The sequence below is a fragment of the Larkinella arboricola genome (assembly GCF_003259745.1).
In the GTDB taxonomy this organism is placed as follows: Bacteria; Bacteroidota; Bacteroidia; order Cytophagales; family Spirosomataceae; genus Larkinella; species Larkinella arboricola.
Window position 1 is genome coordinate 34352 of the sequence record NZ_QLMC01000011.1, and the last position, 19529, is coordinate 53880.

Below are 19529 nucleotides of genomic sequence, written 5' to 3' on the forward strand. Positions count from 1 at the left end.
CTCCTAACCCAACTCAGAGTATGATGAAGTATACGCTCCTGACATTCCTCCTGGTAATTTTTGCATTGGTGACCAACGGGCAGCCTAAAAGCCCACTTGACCCGGTAGTGATCACATCCGAAAAGGGAAAGACGCGGGTATACACGAACGAAAACGGGGCGTTGCAGGTGAATGTATCCCCGAAGGATGTGGCGAGGTACAAAGCCGCCGGATTGGTTCGTTACCGCGATTTCGGGGCCAAAGGCGACGGCAAAACGGACGATATCGACGCCATCGCGGCCACCCATGCCTTTGCCAACCGGCACGGCCTGCTGGTGAAAGCCGATGAGGGTGCCACCTACTATATTGGAGGAAAGGAGCGCACGGCTTTTATCCAGACTGACACGGATTTCGGCACGGCCGCTTTCCTGATTGACGACACGGAGGTGCAAAATCGCAATGCTTCTGTTTTTACGGTTAGTTCAGACCTCAAACCGTTCAGGCTCGAAACGATACCGTCTCTGAAGAAGAACCAGCAGAAAATCGATGCGGCTTTGCCGGGGCCATGCCTGATCACGGTGACGAATACCAACGTAAAGCACTACATCCGGTTTGGACTTAACCAAAACAATGGATCTGCGCAGACCGATATCTTTGTCGTGGATAAAAATGGCAACGTAGATAAAAACGCCCCGATCATCTGGGATTTCGACCAGATCACGGAGATAAACGCTCTGCCCATCGACGAGAAACCGCTGAAAATCACCGGCGGGCGTTTTACCACCATGGCCAATAAAGCCGAATCAAAGTATACGTATTATAACCGGAATATCGCCATCCGGCGGTCCAATGTGCTGGTTGACGGGCTGGAACACCGCATCACGGGCGAAGAAGACCACGGTGCGCCCTATGGCGGTTTTATCAACGTCGGTGACTGCTCCTATATAACGGTGAAAAACACCATCCTGACCGGACACCGGACCTATAGCACCATTGGCGCAGCCGGTAAGCCGGTTTCTATGGGTACATACGATCTTTCTGTCAACCGCGCGCTGAACGTGTCGTTCGTGAATTGCAGCCAGACCAATGACATCAACGACAATACGTACTGGGGCATTCTGGGTTCTAACTTCTGCAAAAATCTGCTTTATGATCATTGTACCCTCTCGCGGTTTGATGCCCACCAGGGGGTTGCCAATGCCACCATCCGTAATTCGACCCTGGGGCACATGGGAATCAATGCCATTGGCAGCGGGGTCTTACTGATAGAAAATTCGACCATTCGCGGCAGGAGCCTTGTCAACCTGCGCTCCGACTACGGCAGTACCTGGCAGGGAGAGCTCGTCATTCGCAACTGTGTTTTCGTACCCGCAGGTGGTAAACCCGTCAGTGCCGATCTGATCGGCGGCTCCAATTCCGGTCAGCACGACTTCGGTTACACCTGCTATATGCCGGAACGAATCACGATTGAAAATCTCCGTATCGACGACTCCCGACATCCGGAAAATTACCGGGGTCCGGCCATTTTCGCCAATTTCAATCCGGGAATGACAGACGCTTCTTACCGGGAAAAATTTCCCTATGTCATTACGAAAGAGGTGATTCTCAAAAACATAACAACTGCCAGTGGCAAGGCGCTGAGAATCAGCGACAACCCGTTTATGTTCCGGGATGTAAAGGTTACTACCGCTCAGTGAGGTATCCATCTTTGCCGACGTTGGGGCCCTTCGCGGTTCCGGCAATCGGTCGGGACCTTTTTCTGACTGATTTATTTTGGACTTGCCTGCTCCACTGTACAGGTTCAGAAAAATTAATAGTGCGAATTGTAAGGTTATTTTTAACCTGTGAAAAGCAGGACTTGGGTTGACAGAAATATACTGTTTTGTTCTATGAAGCGTTGAGACGATAAAAGATGGTTTGCTTTGTCACTCGCCCGATTTATCTCCATTCTCCTACTGCTGCCTTTGGTAGCAGTAGCTCAACTTCGTAAGCCCTATGGAAAGCCTAGCCAATGGGCTGTGACCGCTGAGGTAGGAGGAGTTAGTCCTGTTTTCTCCATCAATGCCGAATGGGCTCTGCTCCAATCCAGGAAGAGCTTTTTTATAGCCAGAGCCGGAGTAGGACACTTATTCACGGGGTATAGCCTGCTGACCTTACCTCATTCGCTGACGTGGAATCGGGTGCTCAACGGGAAAGTGAAAGGGTGCCCTCCCCGAAATCCTCGCAACTCATTAATGGCCGAAGTTGGGCTTGGTGGCTCCTACTTGGCAGGAGCTATAGACGAAGTGGTTTATCGCTGGAGTCCACTTTTAGGGCTTCGAGGCTACTATGCCTGTAATCATCGTGCCACTGGTTTCTGGAAAGTTCAGCTTACGCCCCTTGTTTCGGGCAAACTGGCTCCCTGGGGTGGCGTGGGTATTGGTTTAGTGATTGACTAATAGAATGAAGTTGAGCCTTTTTGAGTTTGTCTAATGCGGAAATCAGGAGTTAGGCAGACAAGTCGGCCCACGCATGCTGACAGCTATAACGATACTGGTAAGAGAATACAAGCCGATTGTGTAAAGCTAGGTAAACGGAGCTAAATTGCACCACGAAAATAGTCGGCTGAAAAGTAGCCATCTCCTGGGCGACTTTCATCCCATCAACCCATTACAGGCCTGTGATAAAAAAAAATACGCTTTCAACCTTTCTCCTTCTGTTCGTCCTTAACCTCTGCATGGCTCAATCGGATACCTTGCGATGGCATCAAGGATTAAAACTCAAGTCTAGCCATTTTTCGATCAATCCTGCTACAACACAGGTGTTTGCTGATGTGGTAATCCACTACGAATATACCGTTCAGCCTTTAAAAGCAGGAAAATACCTACCGATCGTTCATTCCTTTGCGATATTGAACCGAGCAACCGCTTCACTGCCCGATTCCAGTGAGTGGTCACTTCGCTATGCCCAGCTTATTTTTGATCTATCGGGTTATCAGAGCAGGTTGATTGAATGGAAGGCATTTGAACTTGGCGAGCTGAGCGGGAAAGATGCTTCCATTAAAACGGCTATGGACCGTATTTTTTTTGAAGCAGAGAATGAAATTTCGCGACTCAGAAAAGATATGATTGAACAGCTTTCCGGACGGGATTACGCTCAGAGAATGGCGGAATGGGAAACCAAAATAGCCGATCTGTTGCACGCTACGCCGGAAGTAATGGAAGAAAAAACGGTCGGTAACTTCCAGATCGGGCTTTTCGCGGGGATCACCCGGAGTATATTCGCCGGAAAAACGAAGGACCATTTTACCGATGCAACCGGAGTTAATTATGGGTTCAATCTGGATCTAAAAAGATCTAGATTTGGCCTGGATATGAATTTAGGTTTAAACCAAACAAGAAAAAGACTTGAAAGTAGAGGGGACTGGCCAGCCGCAATGAAAACTCATTGGACCTCGATAGAACTAACCTATGGCATAAAAATTCCCAGAGGTAAATGGCTTTCCGTGCCTTATGTCGGCTTGGGGATCAACGAATTTTCCCCGGCCCGATCCAGCCAGGATGACAGACGCCGAGTTGATGGGTATAGTCCCGTCGTCGGTTTGGAGCTCAATCGAATCTTCAAAACCAACAGCAACCCGAAGGGTCATGTCTTCTTTTTTTACCGCATCCGGGCCTCGGTCAATCCTTCTAACTTCATCAAAAAATACAGCGGGACGCAGCTTAATCTTAAAATTGCGGTCGGTGTTGATGCAGCCAGGGTGAGGAGCCGGTTGGTAAAGAAAGCGTCATTTCCTCAAAGAGCGATCATATGAAGCCAGTGGCGTATTGTTCGATTCGAATAAGAAGCGAAATTGTGTTACACATGTGGAGTAATAGGTGAAACGACCGCATGAATACATAGACGTAGTTGGCGTTATAGGTAAGTCCCTACGTTTTTCATGAATCGTAATGATTAACAGATGTTTCTTAAAACACCCCATTTTAAGAAGCGTATCGATGCATGTTTGTTCGTATCAAACGAAAGAGGTTTGTTTCATACTTATAAAGAATAATATAAGCTGACCAGTGAAACCGCTCCTTGTTAAGCCGCTTTTCTTTTCATGCTATAACTCAGTGCCACCACTACCAACAGTCCGGCTAAGCACCCTAAAGCGATACCCAACGAAAAATGTTGAGCGATAAAACCCAATAACGCCGGACCTGCCAGCATTCCGGTATAGCCCATGGTCGTAATAGCGGGTAGGCTTACCGTCGGCGAAATACCCGGCAGCTTACCCGCCTGGCTGAAAAATACAGGCACAATATTGGCCGCTCCTAAGCCTAACAGGACGAAGCCGACCACCGCCCCCACGGCCCAGGGACTCAGGACGGCCATGCCCAGCCCCACCGCTCCTAGCAAACAGCCTCCCACTACAATCATTTTACTCTTCAAACGGGCTACTAGCTTATCGCCCACTAACCGCATCGCGGCCATGGCAATTGAAAAGGCCGAATAGCCCACGCCAGCAAACTCCGCGTCGATTCCTTTATGATCCCGTAGAAAGATGGCACTCCAATCCAGGACGGCCCCTTCGGCTAGAAAAATAGCAAAGCACATCAGCCCCAGAAAGATAACTCTGCTATCTATCCAACTCAACCGCTGGTTACCCGGTGTTGGTTTATCATTGGTTAGCGAGAAGTGAGCGACCGCCTGTTGCTCAACTTTTAAAGGGAATAAGGATTGGTATTGAGTGAGCGTGATCAGAATCATCAAGCTGGCAATACTGACGGCGGCATAGACCGGATTGAGTCCCAGCTTAATCAAAAAGCCCAAGCCTAAGGAACCCAGCAAACCACCCACGCTAAAGAGGCCATGCAGGGACGACATGATGGGCCTTTCAGAGAGGTTCTGCACTTGTAGGCCATGCGCGTTCATTGCTACGTCAATGGTGCCAATGCTAGCCCCAAAAATAAATAGCGTAGTGGCCATTGCCGCCGTGGAGGAGAGGATGAGCAGCAGTGGTAAGGCCAGAGCCATAACCAGCGCGGAACCGGCCATGACGATGCGGCTTCCAAAGCGCCCTACCAGCCAACCCGAGGTGGGCATCATCAGCATAGATCCACCGCCCAACATCAGCAGTAAAAAGCCCAGGTCGGCGTCATTCAAGGCTAAGCGGTCTTTGGCAAAGGGAACCATCGGTGCCCAACTGGACATTCCAAGGCCGCAAACCAGAAAAATCAATTGAGTGGCTAGGCGGGCTTTTAAAACCTGCCCTACTGGTATTGCTACAGTCATTAAAAAAAAAGGGTAAATAGGGGTGCAGCCAAATATATACTAAAGGAGGATTCAATTCTAACTTCAATAATGCGGGTTTCACTTATCCCCTCAATGAATGGTTGGACAAAATTGTAAAAATAGCCGGTGTGCCGGCGCGATTAGTCTCTATAAGAGAAGGTTTTGGAGCATCACGGATTTAGTAGGTATTACGACGCGAAAGAAACCTTACACCGGTTCTTTGCTCATTACCATCGCAAGCGACTTCACCGGTCTACTGGCTCAGTGACGCCACAACATAACCGGAAAGAATCTATGGAATACGATACATTTTGGGAAGTCGGCCCACGCGTGCTGACCTATAACGTGCAGGGCTGCTAGTCCTTCAGGAATAAAAAAACAAGCCAGAAAAAATGGGTGCCGAGCTGAGAGTTTCTATAGGCACGAATGCGTTTGATCGCTTTGGATAGATGCGCTTTTACGGTATCTGGAGAAATTTGTAGAAGCTTGGCTATTTCTTCTCGTTTCAACTCCTGTTCCTTACTGAGCAAATAGATTTGTTTTTGTTGCGGGGGCAGAAGATCCACAGCCTCTCCAATAATTTTTTCACATTCCTGGCCGAACAATGCGTTATAGGTAGCATTTTCTGAAGTGGGTATTTCCAGCGCCAGGTCATCGGCCAACTGCTTTTGGCGGGCACTTTTTTTCAGCGCAGAGAAAACCTGATTTCGGGCCATAATAAACAAATAGCTTTCAAAATCTTTGATCATGGAAAGTGCCTCCCTCTTTAACCAAAGCTTTAAGAAAATGTCCTGAACAACTTCTTCGGCTATGAAGGTCGATTCCGTAAGCCGTAATGCGACTGAATAAATTTTATCCTTATAATGGTGGAATAGGGTAACAAAAGCACTTTCATCACCCATGACGATTCGAGCGAGCAGATCCTCTTCATTGTACAGCGCAATTACTTTCATGAGGAAATTTAGTTATAGGGTACAATAAATGGTATATGAGTATGGCTTATGGCTCCTATTAAATCGTCTGAACATAGGATAAATAAGTCCCAAAACTCCTCTAAAGTTGGTAAAAGCTCTTTTTAACCGAGGATTACTTTGTATGCTCTTTTCGACGGTAGCGTGATCACCCCGACCGACTGGACTGTCTAAGCAGTGTCTTCTTTATTCATGTCCGCTTGCCTGTATAGTCAACCCCTTTCTCTGCAAAAGATTTTTGATAGACCACTTCGGCTAGGTTCAACGAAGGGTATCATTTTAAGTCTTACACATCCATACTGTCCCTGATTGCCGGACAGAATTGTTAAAACGTTTCCTGCTTTTCTGGCTCTGCCTATCATAAAAAGAATGGATATGACGTCGGCAGCGCAGCCCAAGATGGATCCGCTCCAAGATATAAAAATCTCTGAATCGATTCAAGGTATCCGGCGCTTGTGCCAGCCTAAAAGAAACCGTGGTTAGGGAGCGGGGACGCGGAGGGGTCAAGAAGTTCTGCGTCTGATTTCCGGTCAGGCTTTCCATCCACTATGACTGCGTCAATACGGGAATTTTCCCGTTGATTATGCCAATATAAAATGAAAACTAGCCCTTACCTACCGCTTTACACATACGTTTACCGGGGCTGCTTTAAACCGTAGCCTACTCTCTTTCTTTTCTTTAACAATCCTATTTATGACAAAATCACTACACACTTGGTGGGTAGGCGGTCTGGCCGTGCTATTCCTGTTGGGCGCTCATGAACGAACGATGGCCCAGATTCCTGACAAACAAGCCGCCCAGGAGGCTAAGATCACCCCCGATCTATTAGCCCTGCAACGGGGCAGAATGCCTGGCATAGCCGGCCTGGCAGGCGACTTACAAAAAATGGACTTGTTTCAATTTTCGGACAACCGGATTGCCCTGGAAGCGATGGCAGCCCCCGGCTGGACCGGCCAGGCATTACTGGATCAATTGCAGCAACTGGGTCTTACCGAGGGTGTTGTCTACAAGGAACTTATATTCGGGTACCTGCCGATTGACAAGTTAGGGGCTCTTCGGGAGATTGTCGCCCTTCACGTAGCCCGCCCAGCCTACAAGCCCCAACTCACGTTGGGGGCCGTTCATTCGCAGGGAGATCGGGCCATGCGGGCGGATGTGGGCCGGCAAAACTTTGGGGTTACTGGAGCGGGCGTCAAAGTAGGGGTCTTATCCGATTCCTTCAACGCCCTGGGCGGTGCTCCGAAGGGCGTGGCTTCGGGAGACTTGCCTAATGTGGAGGTTATTGATGATTATTTTGCAACCACGGCCTCCGACGAAGGCCGGGCCATGGCCGAAATCATTCACGATGTGGCTCCTGGAGCAGCCATTGCCTTTCATACGGCTTTTAAAGGACAAGCCGGTTTTGCCAAGGGGATTCGCGATTTAGCGGCCGCTGGCTGCCAGATTATTACGGATGATGTGTATTATTCTAATGAACCGTTTTTTCAGGATGGCATCATTTCCCAGGCCATTCGTGAGGTAGTTACCAACAAGCAGGTCACTTATTTTACCTCGGCGGGCAACAATGAACGGTCTTCCTATCAAAGTTCCTTTCGATCAGGCGGTTTGCTCGTCGATCCGTTTTACGGCCCTTTAGGCTTCGCCCATGATTTTGGAGGTGGCGACTTGTTTCAACGAGTAACAATTCCAGCCAATGGCCGGATCATCCTTGACTTTCAATGGGATGATCAATTCTACTCGGTGAACCGAGGGGCGGGAGCCCGGACAGATATGGATTTACTGGTGTATTACAGGGGTATATTACAATGGAATCTCTCGTCTTATGCTGTAAACCGAGGCAATGACCCCGTAGAACTGATTAGTCTTGTCAACAACACCAGTGCGCCCGTGGATATTGAAGTGGTGCTGGTTAAAGCATCCGGGCCTGATCCTACGCTAATTAAGTGGGTTAACCTCAACTCCTCCCCTTTACAAATTGAACACGATACGAAAAGTTCCTCCAATATTGGGCACAGCAATGAAGCCACCGCGATCACGGTAGGCGCTGCTGCGTATTACCAAACGCCAGCCTTTGACGCCACGTTACCCACGGCGGTCATTGAGTCCTTTTCCTCGGCGGGCGGTACCCCGGTTCTGTTTGATCCGGCCGGAAATCGGATCCCCTCCGAAGTTCGCCAGAAGCCCGAAATTGTAGCGCCTGATGGGGGGAACAATACGTTTTTTGGCCGTGATGTTGAGCGTGACGGCTGGCCTAATTTCTTTGGCACCTCGGCCTCCGCGCCCCATGCCGCAGCCGTGGGAGCTTTGTTGCAGGAGAAAGCAAGAAATACGCTATCCAGACAGTCCCTCCTGTCGATCTTACAGCAGACCGCTATGGATATGGACGACCCCCTGACGCCAGCCTTCGATACCGGCTTTGATTTCCGGACGGGGTATGGATTGATCCAGGCTGACAAGGCCTTACAGCAGGTGAGCGATCTGTTTCCACAGGCGGTGCAGCGTATCAGTTTAATCAATGCCCATACCGACAAACCAATCCGGGAGCTGAAAACGGGTGAAGAGATCAACCTGGCGGGCCTCCCCACCCGGAACCTGGCCATAGGGGCCACTACCGATCCAGCCATCGTCGGCTCGGTGGTGTTGGAACTCAGTGGGCAACAGTCCCGCACCCAGATCGAAAATGTGGCTCCCTACGCCTTGTTTGAAGACAACAACGGAGATTACAAGGGCTGGAAACCGGAAGTAGGCTCTTATACACTGACGGCCACGCCTTACACCGGCCCTGACGGCACGGGGGCGGCTGGTACACCCTATACCGTCAGCTTTACGGTGGTAGATCACCTGAAAACGGTCAGTTTCACGTTGATCGATGCAGTAAACCAGCAACCCATTCAGCAGATAACCGATGGTCAGGTGCTGGATCTGGCCAGCCTGCCCAGCCCTATGTTTAACATTCGGGCCACCACCAATCCCGACACGGTTGCCTCGGTTGTCTTGCAGCTAGACGGCTCGCAAACGCGCACGCAGGTAGAGAATAATGCGCCCTATGCGCTGTTCAAGGATGATGGTACGGGTAACTACCGCACCTGGAAACCGGCCCTCGGGTCGTATACGCTGACGGCAACGCCATATCCCGGACGGGACGGCACGGGCCCGGCGGGTATTCCCTTAACCATCAGTTTCCAATTCGTGAATTCGAAATCTTCGCCTGCGGCCCGACTTACCGCAGAAACGGAGTTAAACACCGGTTCCATCCGAGTTTTTCCGAACCCCTTTGCCGAGTCGTTTACCCTGCAAACGAAAGGAGTGGGCCAATCGCCGGTAGCGATCTTCGATGCCTACGGCCGACGGGTGTGGCAGTCCCGGGCCGCTCAGCCAGAGCAGGTAATTCGGCTGGGCAACGGTCTGGCGCCGGGCCTGTATCTGTTGCAGGTAGGAGAAGGCCCTACTATGCAACGCTACAAGCTCATGAAAACCCACTAACAACCGGCTCTACGGTTCATTCAAGTCAGGCTTCCCCGCATTTGCTTCGGCAGGTGCGGGGAAGCTAGTTAAAAACCGTCCTCAACAAGTACCGCCCATACGTTTTCGGCTGGCCTGCCCCGGTTCAACTCGTAGTTTGACCTTAGGATTATCAGAAACAGCCCTTCGATTCAGACCCAGTTGAGTAGTTTGTACCCTTTCGTACTGTAAAAAATTAAATAGACGTAACACGGAATCAGGACCAGCAGCGCCTGTTGCGGGTGGGCCGGGGAACTATCAATTAATTTTCCGAAAAGCAGCGGAAAAATGCCCCCACCGACAACCGACATCAACAACAGGGCCGCCCCCACCTTGGTAAAGGTGCCTAGCCCACGCACGGCCAACCCCCAGATTGTTCCCCACAGCAGGGCAGCACCAAACCCCAGCGAAGCCAGAAAATAGACCGAAACCAGACCCGAAGAAAAATAAGCCCCGGCGGTCAGCAGTAATCCCAGACACGAAACTGTCAGCAGGGCGGTTTGCTGGGAAATGTATCTGGGAATAACAATCGTGCTTAACACATATCCGCCCAGCATGGCATACAGCGTATATTCGGTAAAATGCCGGGCTTCATTCAGGGGAATGCCCAGCGAACGGCTGTAGACAATGATGCAATCAATGGGAATGACCTCGCAGGCCGATGCCATAAATAACGCGGCCACGCCCAGAATCAGGTAGGGAAACTGCCAGATTGACGTTTTGGGCACATCGCCACTCGCATCATCACCGGTCTCTGCCGACTCCTTCACCTCGGGCAACCTGGAAAAACGGACCAAAACCGCTAATCCCAGCAGGATTAGCGTAATGACCAGATAGGGATTGACGACTTTAAGGACATATTCATCCAGGATAGCTATTTTTTCGGCAGAACTGGCCTGCTTTACCGCAGCAATAATCGAATCGGCATTTACTAAAAAGATGGCGCCCAGAATCTGCTGACTCAAAATACCGGCGGTTTTGTTTGCAACGCCCATAAAACCAATTCGTTGGGCCGTACTTTCGGCGGGGCCAATGACGGCAACGTAGGGATTCGCGGCTGTTTGCAAAAGCGCAAGCCCAGTACCCGTAATAAATAATCCGACCAGAAAAAGGGCATAATTCCGCACATAAGCCGCGGGCAGAAACGATAACGTCCCCACCGCCATGATCAGCAAGCCGATCACCATCCCTTTTTTATAACCCGTCGATTTCAGGATATAGGCCGATGGAAGAGCCATGACAAAGTAGGCGATGTAAGCCGCAAAGGCCACCCAGAATGACTGAAAGTTGGTGAGTTCCAGGCAGATCTGAAAGTAGGGAATCAGTACGCCATTTACCCAGGTAATAAAGCCAAAAACAAAAAAAAGAATTCCAATGATCATCATTGGATATAAACCAGATCTCTCCTTTACCATTCTGATGTTGATTTACGAAACGCCTGGACGGGGTTCTGTTTCACAAGCCTGTAAGAAACCGTTATGGCGAATATGGTACGTGTTTTCTGACACTTCATAACCAAAAAGTACATCCCGGAGTATACCTAATCAGTATCCCAGGATGTACTTTTTAACTCATACGCTCTACAGCATACTAGTCCTTATCCCACCAGAGCGGTGTGCTAGCCTTATCGGGGCCACCCAGCAGGGAAACCGCAGCTTCGACAGCCGCTTTATTGTTTTGTCTCTCCGCATCAATGAATGGAATTCGTTTGATGAATTCGGTCGTGGGCACATCCGCGTTTACGGAGTTTACCACATTGTATAATTTGGGATAACCCGACCGCCGGACCTCCGCCCAGGCTTCCATCCCATCCGGGTAAAGCGCCAGCCATTTCTGCGTGCCGATCTGCTCCCTCTGTACCGCTTCGGTAGCGCCCCATTTGACCGGAATGTTACTGATGGCGGGGGATTTCTGCGAATCGCCGGGCGCAACCGGCGGGGTCGTTCCGTTAATGTACGCGTCGACAGCCGCGCCACTGAACCCCCAGGTAGCCATCGAAGCCCGAATACCGTCTTCATAGAACGATTTGGCCGTACCTCCGCCCATGTTCCAGCCGTTCAGGGCACCTTCGACCCGCAGGAAATAAGCCTCTGCTGCGTGCATAATATCGGCTTTGACGGCAAAAATGTTCTCCCAGCCCGACCCGGTACCGGTATTCCGGACCCAGCGTGCCCCGATATTCGAGTTGTTGTCGTTGGTATTCAACGGCTCGATTAACTGGGCCGGACTCAGTCCGTTGCGCAGTCCTTCGTAGGTTTTGGTGGCAAAGGCCGGTTGGAAAAATTCCGTCATCCGTGGATCGTTATAACCTTTCAGGAACGATTCCATTGTGGCGCTCATCCGGAATTCGCCCCAGGCCGCAATCCGGGACAAACCGTTGGCATCCGCACTGCTGACGGCCGTCCGGACCATCATGGCATCTTCAGCCGCGCTGGTTAATACGCCACCGGCTACTGCCGCTTCGGCTTCCGTTTTCGCCCGGGCAGGATCCACTTTCGAAATCCGCAGCGCCAGCCGCAGCCGAAGCGTATTGGCAAACTTGATCCACTTGTTGACATCGCCCGCGTAGATGATATCGGCAACCCCAAACGGTTTTTCAGTGGTTTTACCTTTTAAAACCGTAACAGCCGCATCCAGCCGCTTAAAGAAGTCGTCGTATATCTTGTCCTGCGCATCGTATTTTACACTTTGGGCCGGTATACCCGCATCAAAATACGGGATGGGGCCGTAGTGGTCCGTCATGCGGTGAAACGAAAACACCCACCAGATGCTCGACAGGGCGTATTCAGCGGTATTGGGCTGATAATTCTCAAACAGGGTTTTCAGTTGCGGTACGACCTGCGTATAAATCGGATTCCAGTGGGAGTTAATCCATGACATATTGATGAAATAACGGTCCGACAGGAAGTTCGGGGTGGTCGTGGCAAAATACTGGGCGTATAAATCAGAAAAGAGATTTTGTCCCGTCTGGTAGGAAGGATGGTGAGAACCCTGCGATAATGCCTGCGAAAACAACTTGGGAAATTCATTCGGGCTAAGGACCACCACCGCCGTTTTACTCTTGTTCATCTCGACAAAATCCTCCGTGCAGGATGTTGCTACGATGCCCAGGACGCCCAGCCCGACAAACTGGAGCGTTTTTCTAATGGATTGATTTATAATAGTATTCATGATTGTTCGTGACTTAATGGGCTACGCTTGTTTTCCAGATTAGAAACTCAGTTTCAGGTTCAGACCAAGTGTCCGGGTTGAAGGCAGGTTGCCGTAATCCAGGCCCTGGAAGTTACCGGCTCCCAGGTTCATATCCGGATCAAACTGCATTTTGCGTTTTTCCAGGCCGGGAATGTCCAGGGTCGTATACCCCCGGTAAAGGAAGAACAGGTTGCGCGCCGTTAGGGAAACCCGGGCATTGGTGAAGAATTTGGAAGCCAACGGAATGTTGTACCCCAGCGAAATCTCTCTCAACCGGATGTTCGTTGCGTCATAGGTAAAGAATTCACCCCACGAATACCGTCCCTGTGATACGGTTTGCCAGAACTGCTCGGCTTTAATGGCCGTTGTGTTGGGCGTACCATCGGCTTTCACCGCATCCAGCACCCAGCCGCCTTCCCGGTGTGCCGTGGTGTAATCAGCATTGCCGTCGAAAGCCAGGTTGGCTTCCGTACCGGAGGTCATCGTTCCGCCAATGCGGCCATCCACCAGGAATGACAGCAGGAAGTTCTTATAATTGAACGTGTTGTTCCAGCCTATCGTAAATCTGGGGTTGAAATTGCCAATTTTGGCGATGGGGCCAACCACGGGCAAACCTGCGTTATTCACCACGTAGCGCCCCTGACCATCCCGCTGCCAGGTATACCCTTCCATATCCCCGTACGAACCGCCTTCGGCTACCACCGGCCCGGCGCTCCGGATACCGCTTCCGAGGGTCGCTTTTTTGATGCTTTCGTGCAGCGAAACTACCTTGTTGATGTTGCGGGCAACGTTTACCGTTGTCTGCCAGTCTATCTTTCCTTCTCGGAGCGGTTTGCCCGTCAGCACGATTTCAAAACCACGGTTATTGATTTTACCGGCGTTGATTAGCTGCGAGTTATAGCCCGAAGCATTGGCGAGCGCCAGGGTCAGAATCTGGTTTACCGTGTTGCTGTTGTAATAGGTGAAGTCCAGCCCAAGACGTCCGTTGAGGGTCCTTAAATCCAACCCGAACTCGGTTGAAGAAGAAATTTCCGGTTTCAGGTTGACGTTCGGCAGCGTGGTTGTTCTGGAAATGTAACCCGTGGTGCCACCCACCGTGAAACCGTACGTCGGGTCCAGCTGGTACGGACTGGTATCGTTACCGACCTGCGCCCAGGAGCCGCGAACTTTCGCGAAATTGAGCCAGTTGGGAAGCTTGACGGCATCCGACAGAATGAAATTTCCTCCAAACGACGCGTACATATACGAGTGCGGACTCGGCAGTGTAGACGACCAGTCATTCCGCAGGGATGCGTCGAATGTCAGGTAATCCCGGAATGAAACCGAAGCCGCACCAAACACGTATTGCAGTTCTTTTTCCGAGAAGGTAGACACCTTGGTGAGGTTGGTGGCAAAGGTCAGGTCAAATTTATCAACCACCGACAAACCGGTTGCAATGGCGCCTACTTCCGAGTATTTGTTGTACGTGGAGCCCGCGCCAAAGTTATAGGTGATGCCAAAATCCTTGCCTATTTTGTTATTCCCCGAAAAGATCAGGTCCAGGTTACGCTCCAGCGTCTTACCGATAAAAGCCTCGTAGTTTCCGCCAGCGGCAGCGTACAGCAGCGTGCCGTTAGCCCAGCCCCGATCATAATCGTCAACATAGGTATCGTAGCTGATCCGGCCCTGTACATTCAGCCAGTTGGTCAGCTCATACTTGGCGGAGCCCAGAATGATGGCCCGGTCGCGTTTCTCGTTGGCAAAGGTTTTATTTATGGTCCAGTAAGGGTTCATGTAAATCCCCGAACTTGTCCAGTACGTCGGTGTGCCTCTGTCAGTCTGGTAGTTTTTGTATTCGTTCAGATCAACACTGCGGGGCACTTTCAGCAGGTTCATGATAGGGCCGCTGTTCTCTCCCGAATACGGTTTATTCTTAATATCCTGATTGACATAGGTTATTTTTCCATCGACCGAAAGACCTTTAACCGGCTGGGCATTGATCCGCAGGTTGATGGTATGCCGCAGCAGTTCATTGTTCGGGATAATTCCCTGATTCATATTGTGGGTATAGGAAAGATAGGTCTGCACCTTGTCGGTTCCCCCCGAAATCCCGATTGAGTTGTTGGTCGAAACCCCGTTCCGGTAAAAATCCCGAATGTTGTTGGGGTAGGTCGTCGCGGAAGCGCCCCAGCTCCCGGTGGCATTTTCACTTGACACTCCGCCCGCTCCCTGTCCGTAGCTATTCTGGAATTTAGGCAACAGGAAAGGCGTTTCCACCACGACACCGGAGTTAATGTCCGTGGTAATTTTACCGGCTTTTCCTTTTTTGGTCGTAATCATGATAACCCCGTTGGCGGCCCGGCTGCCGTACAGGGCGGCTGCGGCTGCTCCCTTCAGGACGTTCATCGACTCAATATCGTCCGGGTTGATGTTGGCCGCTCCGTCGCTGCGGTTGGTGCCTCCAAAATCCGAGTTGACCTGACTGCGCACCGAGTTGTCGATCGGCACACCGTCCACCACAAACAGGGCGTTGTTGTTTCCGGCAATGGAGCGGTTTCCGCGCAGGGTAACCCGGGCTGCCGAACCCGGCCCCGATGAACCCTGGCTCACCACCATACCCGCTACTTTACCGGAAAGGGTATTGACAAAGTTGGCATCCCGTACATCTACCAGTTGTTTTCCCGAAACCTGTTGCGTCGAATACGTAAGCGTCTTGGCACTTCGTTCGATACCCAGTGCGGTTACAACCACTTCATTCAGTTGGGTTACATCTTCCAGCAAGGTTACATTAACCACCGTCTTGCCCCCCAATTCAATATCCTGCGAGACGTAGCCAATGAACGAGAACGTCAGGGTTGCATTCCCGGAGGGCGCGTTCACGGTATATTTGCCTTCCGAATCCGTTGAGGCCCCCGTGGTGGTACCTTTTATAATGACATTGACGCCGGGTAAGGATGCGCCGTCCTTACCGACTACTTTACCGGTTACTCTATGGTTTTGCGCAGATACCGACGACACCGTTGACCCCATAAACAGGGCAATGAGCATCATACAACTCAGGATTCTCCAGGCGCTGGCGCTTCTGCGGCCGGAGTTGCTAGTGAAGGAAAGCCGTATTCTATTAAAATTTGGCTTTTTAGGATTTTGTCTATCCATTGTTTTGCATGGGTTAGTGGTTTTAGAATTTAATTCCGAAGAAGGCGATCAAATATAGTACTGGCACTACTCCTTATCTGATACTTTTTTTTATATTTCTTCTACTATTTTTCGGAGATCTGGATTTATAACCGGAATCGGTAGAGCCGTCCGGAAAGCATATAATTCAATAGATGGAATATGTAATTTTTACAAGGTCAAAAGCCCAGCAGTCACTTATACTGTACGCCAGTTTTCATTTTGCCGAAAACCAGTACCGACAGACCCAATCAGGAAAAACAGGGCAGACGGCTACGGAAAATCCCGTAAAAATTCGGGGAGCCGGTTGGCAAAACGTCCACCAAACCAGCTCCCCGATTTCAGCTTTTTTCTTATGACGCGGTTATTTACCCGTCAGGCTGCTTCTGACACTTTTTACTTCTGCCGCCGAAATGGCCGATGCGTTATTTTTGAAACCCATACGGATATACGTCAGAATCTGGGCGGCATCTTCATCATTCAGGAAATCATGGGCGGGCATCACTCCACTGTACGGTTTTCCTTTTACCGTAATCGGACCCGACAGGCCCTTTAAAACCACCTCAATGAGTTTTCGGCTGTTTCCGCTCACCCACTCCGACGCCACCAACGGCGGAAACCGGTTCCCGTCTCCGTTGCCGTCATTCAGGTGGCAGGGGCCACAATAGGTATTATACAGTTTGGCACCGGCCTGTAGGTTATCTTTCTGCAAATTGTCTTTGATCTCATCCGGCATCCGGATGTTGTTGCTGGTCAGCTTACGTTTCTCCATAGCCGCCAGTTGCCGGGCGCCGAATTTCTTTTTGTCGCCTTTGTACATGATCCGCCAGATTTTACCGCGCACGCTTTCGCTGACGTACAGGGAGCCATCCGGGCCGATGGACAAACCCACCGGACGGGCGTGGGCATCGGCGGTACTGACAATGGTTTCCAGTTGGGCAAAACCGTCGGCAAACACCTCCCAGGGACCGCTCGGAAGGCCGTTTTTGAAGGGAACAAAACACACGAAATAACCCGATTGCGGATAAGGGGCGCGAATCGTGGAACCGTGGAAGGCAATGAACGCTCCGTTTTTATACCGCTCCGGAAATTGGTTGCCGGTATAGAAAACCAGATCGTTGGGCGCCCAGTGACCCGGAAAACCGATAATCGGTTTGGCTACCTCACTGGCCTTTCCTTCTTTTTTGCCATCGCCACCATACTCCGGATTCAGGACTTTTTTACCCTGAATCTGGTCATAGTAATAATACGGCCAGCCGCCGTCCATGCCTTCGGTCACTTTGAAAAACTCCTCGGAAGGCAAAACCGCACTTTGCCAGGGCGAATACAGATCGGGCCAGATTCGGGTGAAACTGTCGCGGCCGTGTTGCAGGGCAAACAGATTGCCGTCCTGCTTGTTCCAGTCCATTGCCACAATACTCCGGATACCGGTCGCATACCGAACCCCGTCCTTCTGGACCTGATTCAGTTTATTGGCGTCAAACTTCCAGACCCCGCCATGCCAATCCAGTTCTTCGCAGGGCATTTTTCCGGGTGAACCCGGTTTCCGGCTTTCCACCTGACACACGTCGCCCGGTGCGCCAAACGGCACATACATGAACCCTTTATCATCGAAGGTGACGGGCTTGGCCACGTGCTCGACCCGGTACGGTTTAGAAGGGTAATCATCCGTCAAGACCACTTCTGTTTTGCTGTTGGGCACCAGTTGACCCTTCACCAGTTTGTTCCGGTAAACCGTGGTCGCCGTCGAATAATAGAGGTAGCCGTTGTGAATTCGCATGGCTGTACCGTAGCTTTGCGGGTCTTTATAGTCGCCGAAATGACGGATAATGTCCGCTTTTCCGTCGCCGTTGGTATCCCGCAGGGCCACACTGCCTCCTTCCGGCGTTACACCCCGGAGCTTCATGTAAATATCCCCATTGTCGTTGACGGCAATGTGACGGCCTTTGCCAACGCTGTCGACGACAACGACGGCCTGAAAACCGTCGGGCAAAAATAACTTTCCGTTGTCGGCGTCACCGGCTGGCAATCGATCCGAAGAACTCGAAAAAGCCCAGAACAAGACACTCACCCCCGCAAGGACTGTCGCTGAAAATAACGATTTACCTTTCAGGCTCTTACGCGCATAAAATTTGTGCATGAATAGAAAATGATAATGAGTAGTGGGTTAGTCAGGCGTTACTTGGTTAGTGCGGTGGGTATCATAATCCCATTGGTGTCGTAGACCGGTTTACCATCCTTCAGGGTGAGTTCGCATTCCAGCTTCTGCGTACCGACCATTTTATCCCGGTTGACATCGAAAAAGCCGAACTTGCCCTTCCGCAGATTCAGTACCGTCACATCGGCAATGGCCCCGACCGACAAATGCCCCAGTTCCGTCCGGTTGATCACCTGAGCGGGTTTCCAGGTACTGGCCTGAATGACGTCTTCCAGCGGCATTCCCAGCGCCAGAAATTTCGACATGACATTCAGCATATCTTTCATGGCTCCGTTCATGCTGCCCGTATGCAGGTCGGTGCTGATGGTATGCGGGAAAAGACCGGCTTTGGTGGCCGGAAGGGCCTGCGTATACCGAAAACTGCCGCCACCGTGTCCCACGTCAAAAATGATTCCCCGCTCGCGGGCGGCTAATACATACGGTTTCAGGGTTTTGGTTTCGACATCCACAATGGATTCCTTCGTTTCCAGCAGTTCGCCGTAGGTATGCGTAAAAATATCACCCGGCCGGAGTTTACGCATCAGTAATTCTTCCAGCGATAACCGGGGCTTGCTGCCGCCAAAATCGATCATCACGGGCAATCCGGCCAGCTTTCCGGCTTCAACAACCCGGTCAACCGCCACAAAATCCGGCTTGTGAAAATGCGCCACCTTGAACCCGACAATGTGTTCCTTGTGCTGTAAGGCCATTTCGGCGGCCACCTTCGGGTCCATGTAATTAACGTTCTGCTGTTCATCTGAATACTCATCGCCGTACATCCCCGCCCGGGAGATATTCAGAAACGATAACACCCGCGTCCGCGACCTGTCGATGATGTTTCTCTTGAATACGAGAAACTCCTTGCCGCCCGGTCCACCGGCATCGACAATGGTGGTTACGCCCACCCGAAAGGTAAAACCGTCGGGGCTTAAGGAACTGAAACCGTTGCTCAACGCGCCAAAAGCGGCCGTTCCGGCAAAAACGTGCCCGTGAATATCAATCAAACCCGGCATCACATACAAGCCCGATACATCGACAACCTCAGCGGCTTTTTTGGCATCAATCTTCGGTGCGACGGCGGCAATTTTACCATCTTTGATGGCAACGTCGATCACCCGGTTTATCCTGTTTTTCGGGTCAATCACGTGGCCGCCCTTCAGCAGCAGGTCATAATCCTGAGCGGTTACGTAACCGCTCAAAAACAGGGCACTTATAAAAACGATCAATCTCATCATGACAATAGAAGGTTACACCCTACGGTATTCCGGCAAAACCGTAGG

At 51.0% G+C, this 19529-nt stretch carries 10 protein-coding genes; 3 read left to right on the plus strand and 7 right to left on the minus strand.

Annotated features, from left to right (window positions below):
* Window positions 1–23 precede the first annotated feature (23 nt).
* Together LX87_RS26935 and LX87_RS26945 are read left to right on the plus strand one after the other, a co-directional pair.
* Window positions 24–1676, plus strand: coding sequence for a hypothetical protein (locus LX87_RS26935; protein WP_111631445.1), 1653 nt, complete (start codon window positions 24–26; stop codon window positions 1674–1676).
* Between the two features lie 1019 nt (window positions 1677–2695).
* Window positions 2696–3772, plus strand: a complete 1077-nt coding sequence (locus LX87_RS26945) for a hypothetical protein (RefSeq protein ID WP_111631422.1) — start codon at window positions 2696–2698, stop codon at window positions 3770–3772.
* A gap of 269 nt (window positions 3773–4041) precedes the next feature.
* On the opposite strand, the gene LX87_RS26950 is transcribed toward LX87_RS26945, so the two are convergent.
* On the minus strand, window positions 4042–5235 hold the full coding sequence (locus LX87_RS26950) for an MFS transporter (RefSeq protein WP_111631423.1): 1194 nt from the start codon (window positions 5233–5235) through the stop codon (window positions 4042–4044).
* Between the two features lie 356 nt (window positions 5236–5591).
* Entirely contained in the window at window positions 5592–6188 is a 597-nt protein-coding gene (locus LX87_RS26955) for an RNA polymerase sigma factor (RefSeq protein WP_111631424.1), read from the minus strand.
* A 711-nt stretch (window positions 6189–6899) separates the two neighbouring features.
* On the opposite strand from LX87_RS26955, the gene LX87_RS26960 reads away from it, so the two are divergent.
* Complete coding sequence (locus LX87_RS26960) at window positions 6900–9689, plus strand: S8 family serine peptidase (protein WP_111631425.1); 2790 nt, start codon at window positions 6900–6902, stop codon at window positions 9687–9689.
* 170 nt (window positions 9690–9859) lie between these two features.
* Here the strand turns inward: LX87_RS26960 and LX87_RS26965 are convergent, their stop codons facing one another.
* The 5 genes from LX87_RS26965 to LX87_RS26990 form a co-directional block, all read right to left on the minus strand.
* Complete coding sequence (locus tag LX87_RS26965) at window positions 9860–11092, minus strand: sugar MFS transporter (RefSeq protein ID WP_229310836.1); 1233 nt, start codon at window positions 11090–11092, stop codon at window positions 9860–9862.
* A 205-nt stretch (window positions 11093–11297) separates the two neighbouring features.
* Window positions 11298–12878, minus strand: a complete 1581-nt coding sequence (locus LX87_RS26970; RefSeq protein WP_111631427.1) for a SusD/RagB family nutrient-binding outer membrane lipoprotein — start codon at window positions 12876–12878, stop codon at window positions 11298–11300.
* A gap of 39 nt (window positions 12879–12917) precedes the next feature.
* A complete protein-coding gene (locus LX87_RS26975) occupies window positions 12918–15929 on the minus strand; it encodes a SusC/RagA family TonB-linked outer membrane protein (RefSeq protein WP_229310837.1) in 3012 nt (1003 codons plus the stop codon).
* Window positions 15930–16416: 487 nt separating this feature from the next.
* Window positions 16417–18192: a PQQ-dependent sugar dehydrogenase gene (locus LX87_RS26985; RefSeq protein ID WP_111631430.1), complete on the minus strand. Its 1776-nt coding sequence runs from the start codon at window positions 18190–18192 to the stop codon at window positions 16417–16419.
* A gap of 38 nt (window positions 18193–18230) precedes the next feature.
* Window positions 18231–19484, minus strand: coding sequence for an amidohydrolase/deacetylase family metallohydrolase (locus tag LX87_RS26990; protein ID WP_111631431.1), 1254 nt, complete (start codon window positions 19482–19484; stop codon window positions 18231–18233).
* Between the last annotated feature and the right edge of the window lie 45 nt (window positions 19485–19529).

Excerpts from the sequence above, each read along its gene's own strand:
- LX87_RS26985 (WP_111631430.1), bottom strand. The coding sequence starts at position 18,192 with ATGCACAAATTTTATGCGCGTAAGAGCCTGAAAGGTAAATCGTTATTT.
- LX87_RS26960 (WP_111631425.1), top strand. The coding sequence starts at position 6,900 with ATGACAAAATCACTACACACTTGGTGGGTAGGCGGTCTGGCCGTGCTA.
- LX87_RS26975 (WP_229310837.1), bottom strand. The coding sequence starts at position 15,929 with ATGATGCTCATTGCCCTGTTTATGGGGTCAACGGTGTCGTCGGTATCT.
- LX87_RS26935 (WP_111631445.1), top strand. The coding sequence starts at position 24 with ATGAAGTATACGCTCCTGACATTCCTCCTGGTAATTTTTGCATTGGTG.
- LX87_RS26950 (WP_111631423.1), bottom strand. The coding sequence starts at position 5,235 with ATGACTGTAGCAATACCAGTAGGGCAGGTTTTAAAAGCCCGCCTAGCC.
- LX87_RS26945 (WP_111631422.1), top strand. The coding sequence starts at position 2,696 with ATGGCTCAATCGGATACCTTGCGATGGCATCAAGGATTAAAACTCAAG.
- LX87_RS26990 (WP_111631431.1), bottom strand. The coding sequence starts at position 19,484 with ATGATGAGATTGATCGTTTTTATAAGTGCCCTGTTTTTGAGCGGTTAC.
- LX87_RS26965 (WP_229310836.1), bottom strand. The coding sequence starts at position 11,092 with ATGATGATCATTGGAATTCTTTTTTTTGTTTTTGGCTTTATTACCTGG.
- LX87_RS26970 (WP_111631427.1), bottom strand. The coding sequence starts at position 12,878 with ATGAATACTATTATAAATCAATCCATTAGAAAAACGCTCCAGTTTGTC.
- LX87_RS26955 (WP_111631424.1), bottom strand. The coding sequence starts at position 6,188 with ATGAAAGTAATTGCGCTGTACAATGAAGAGGATCTGCTCGCTCGAATC.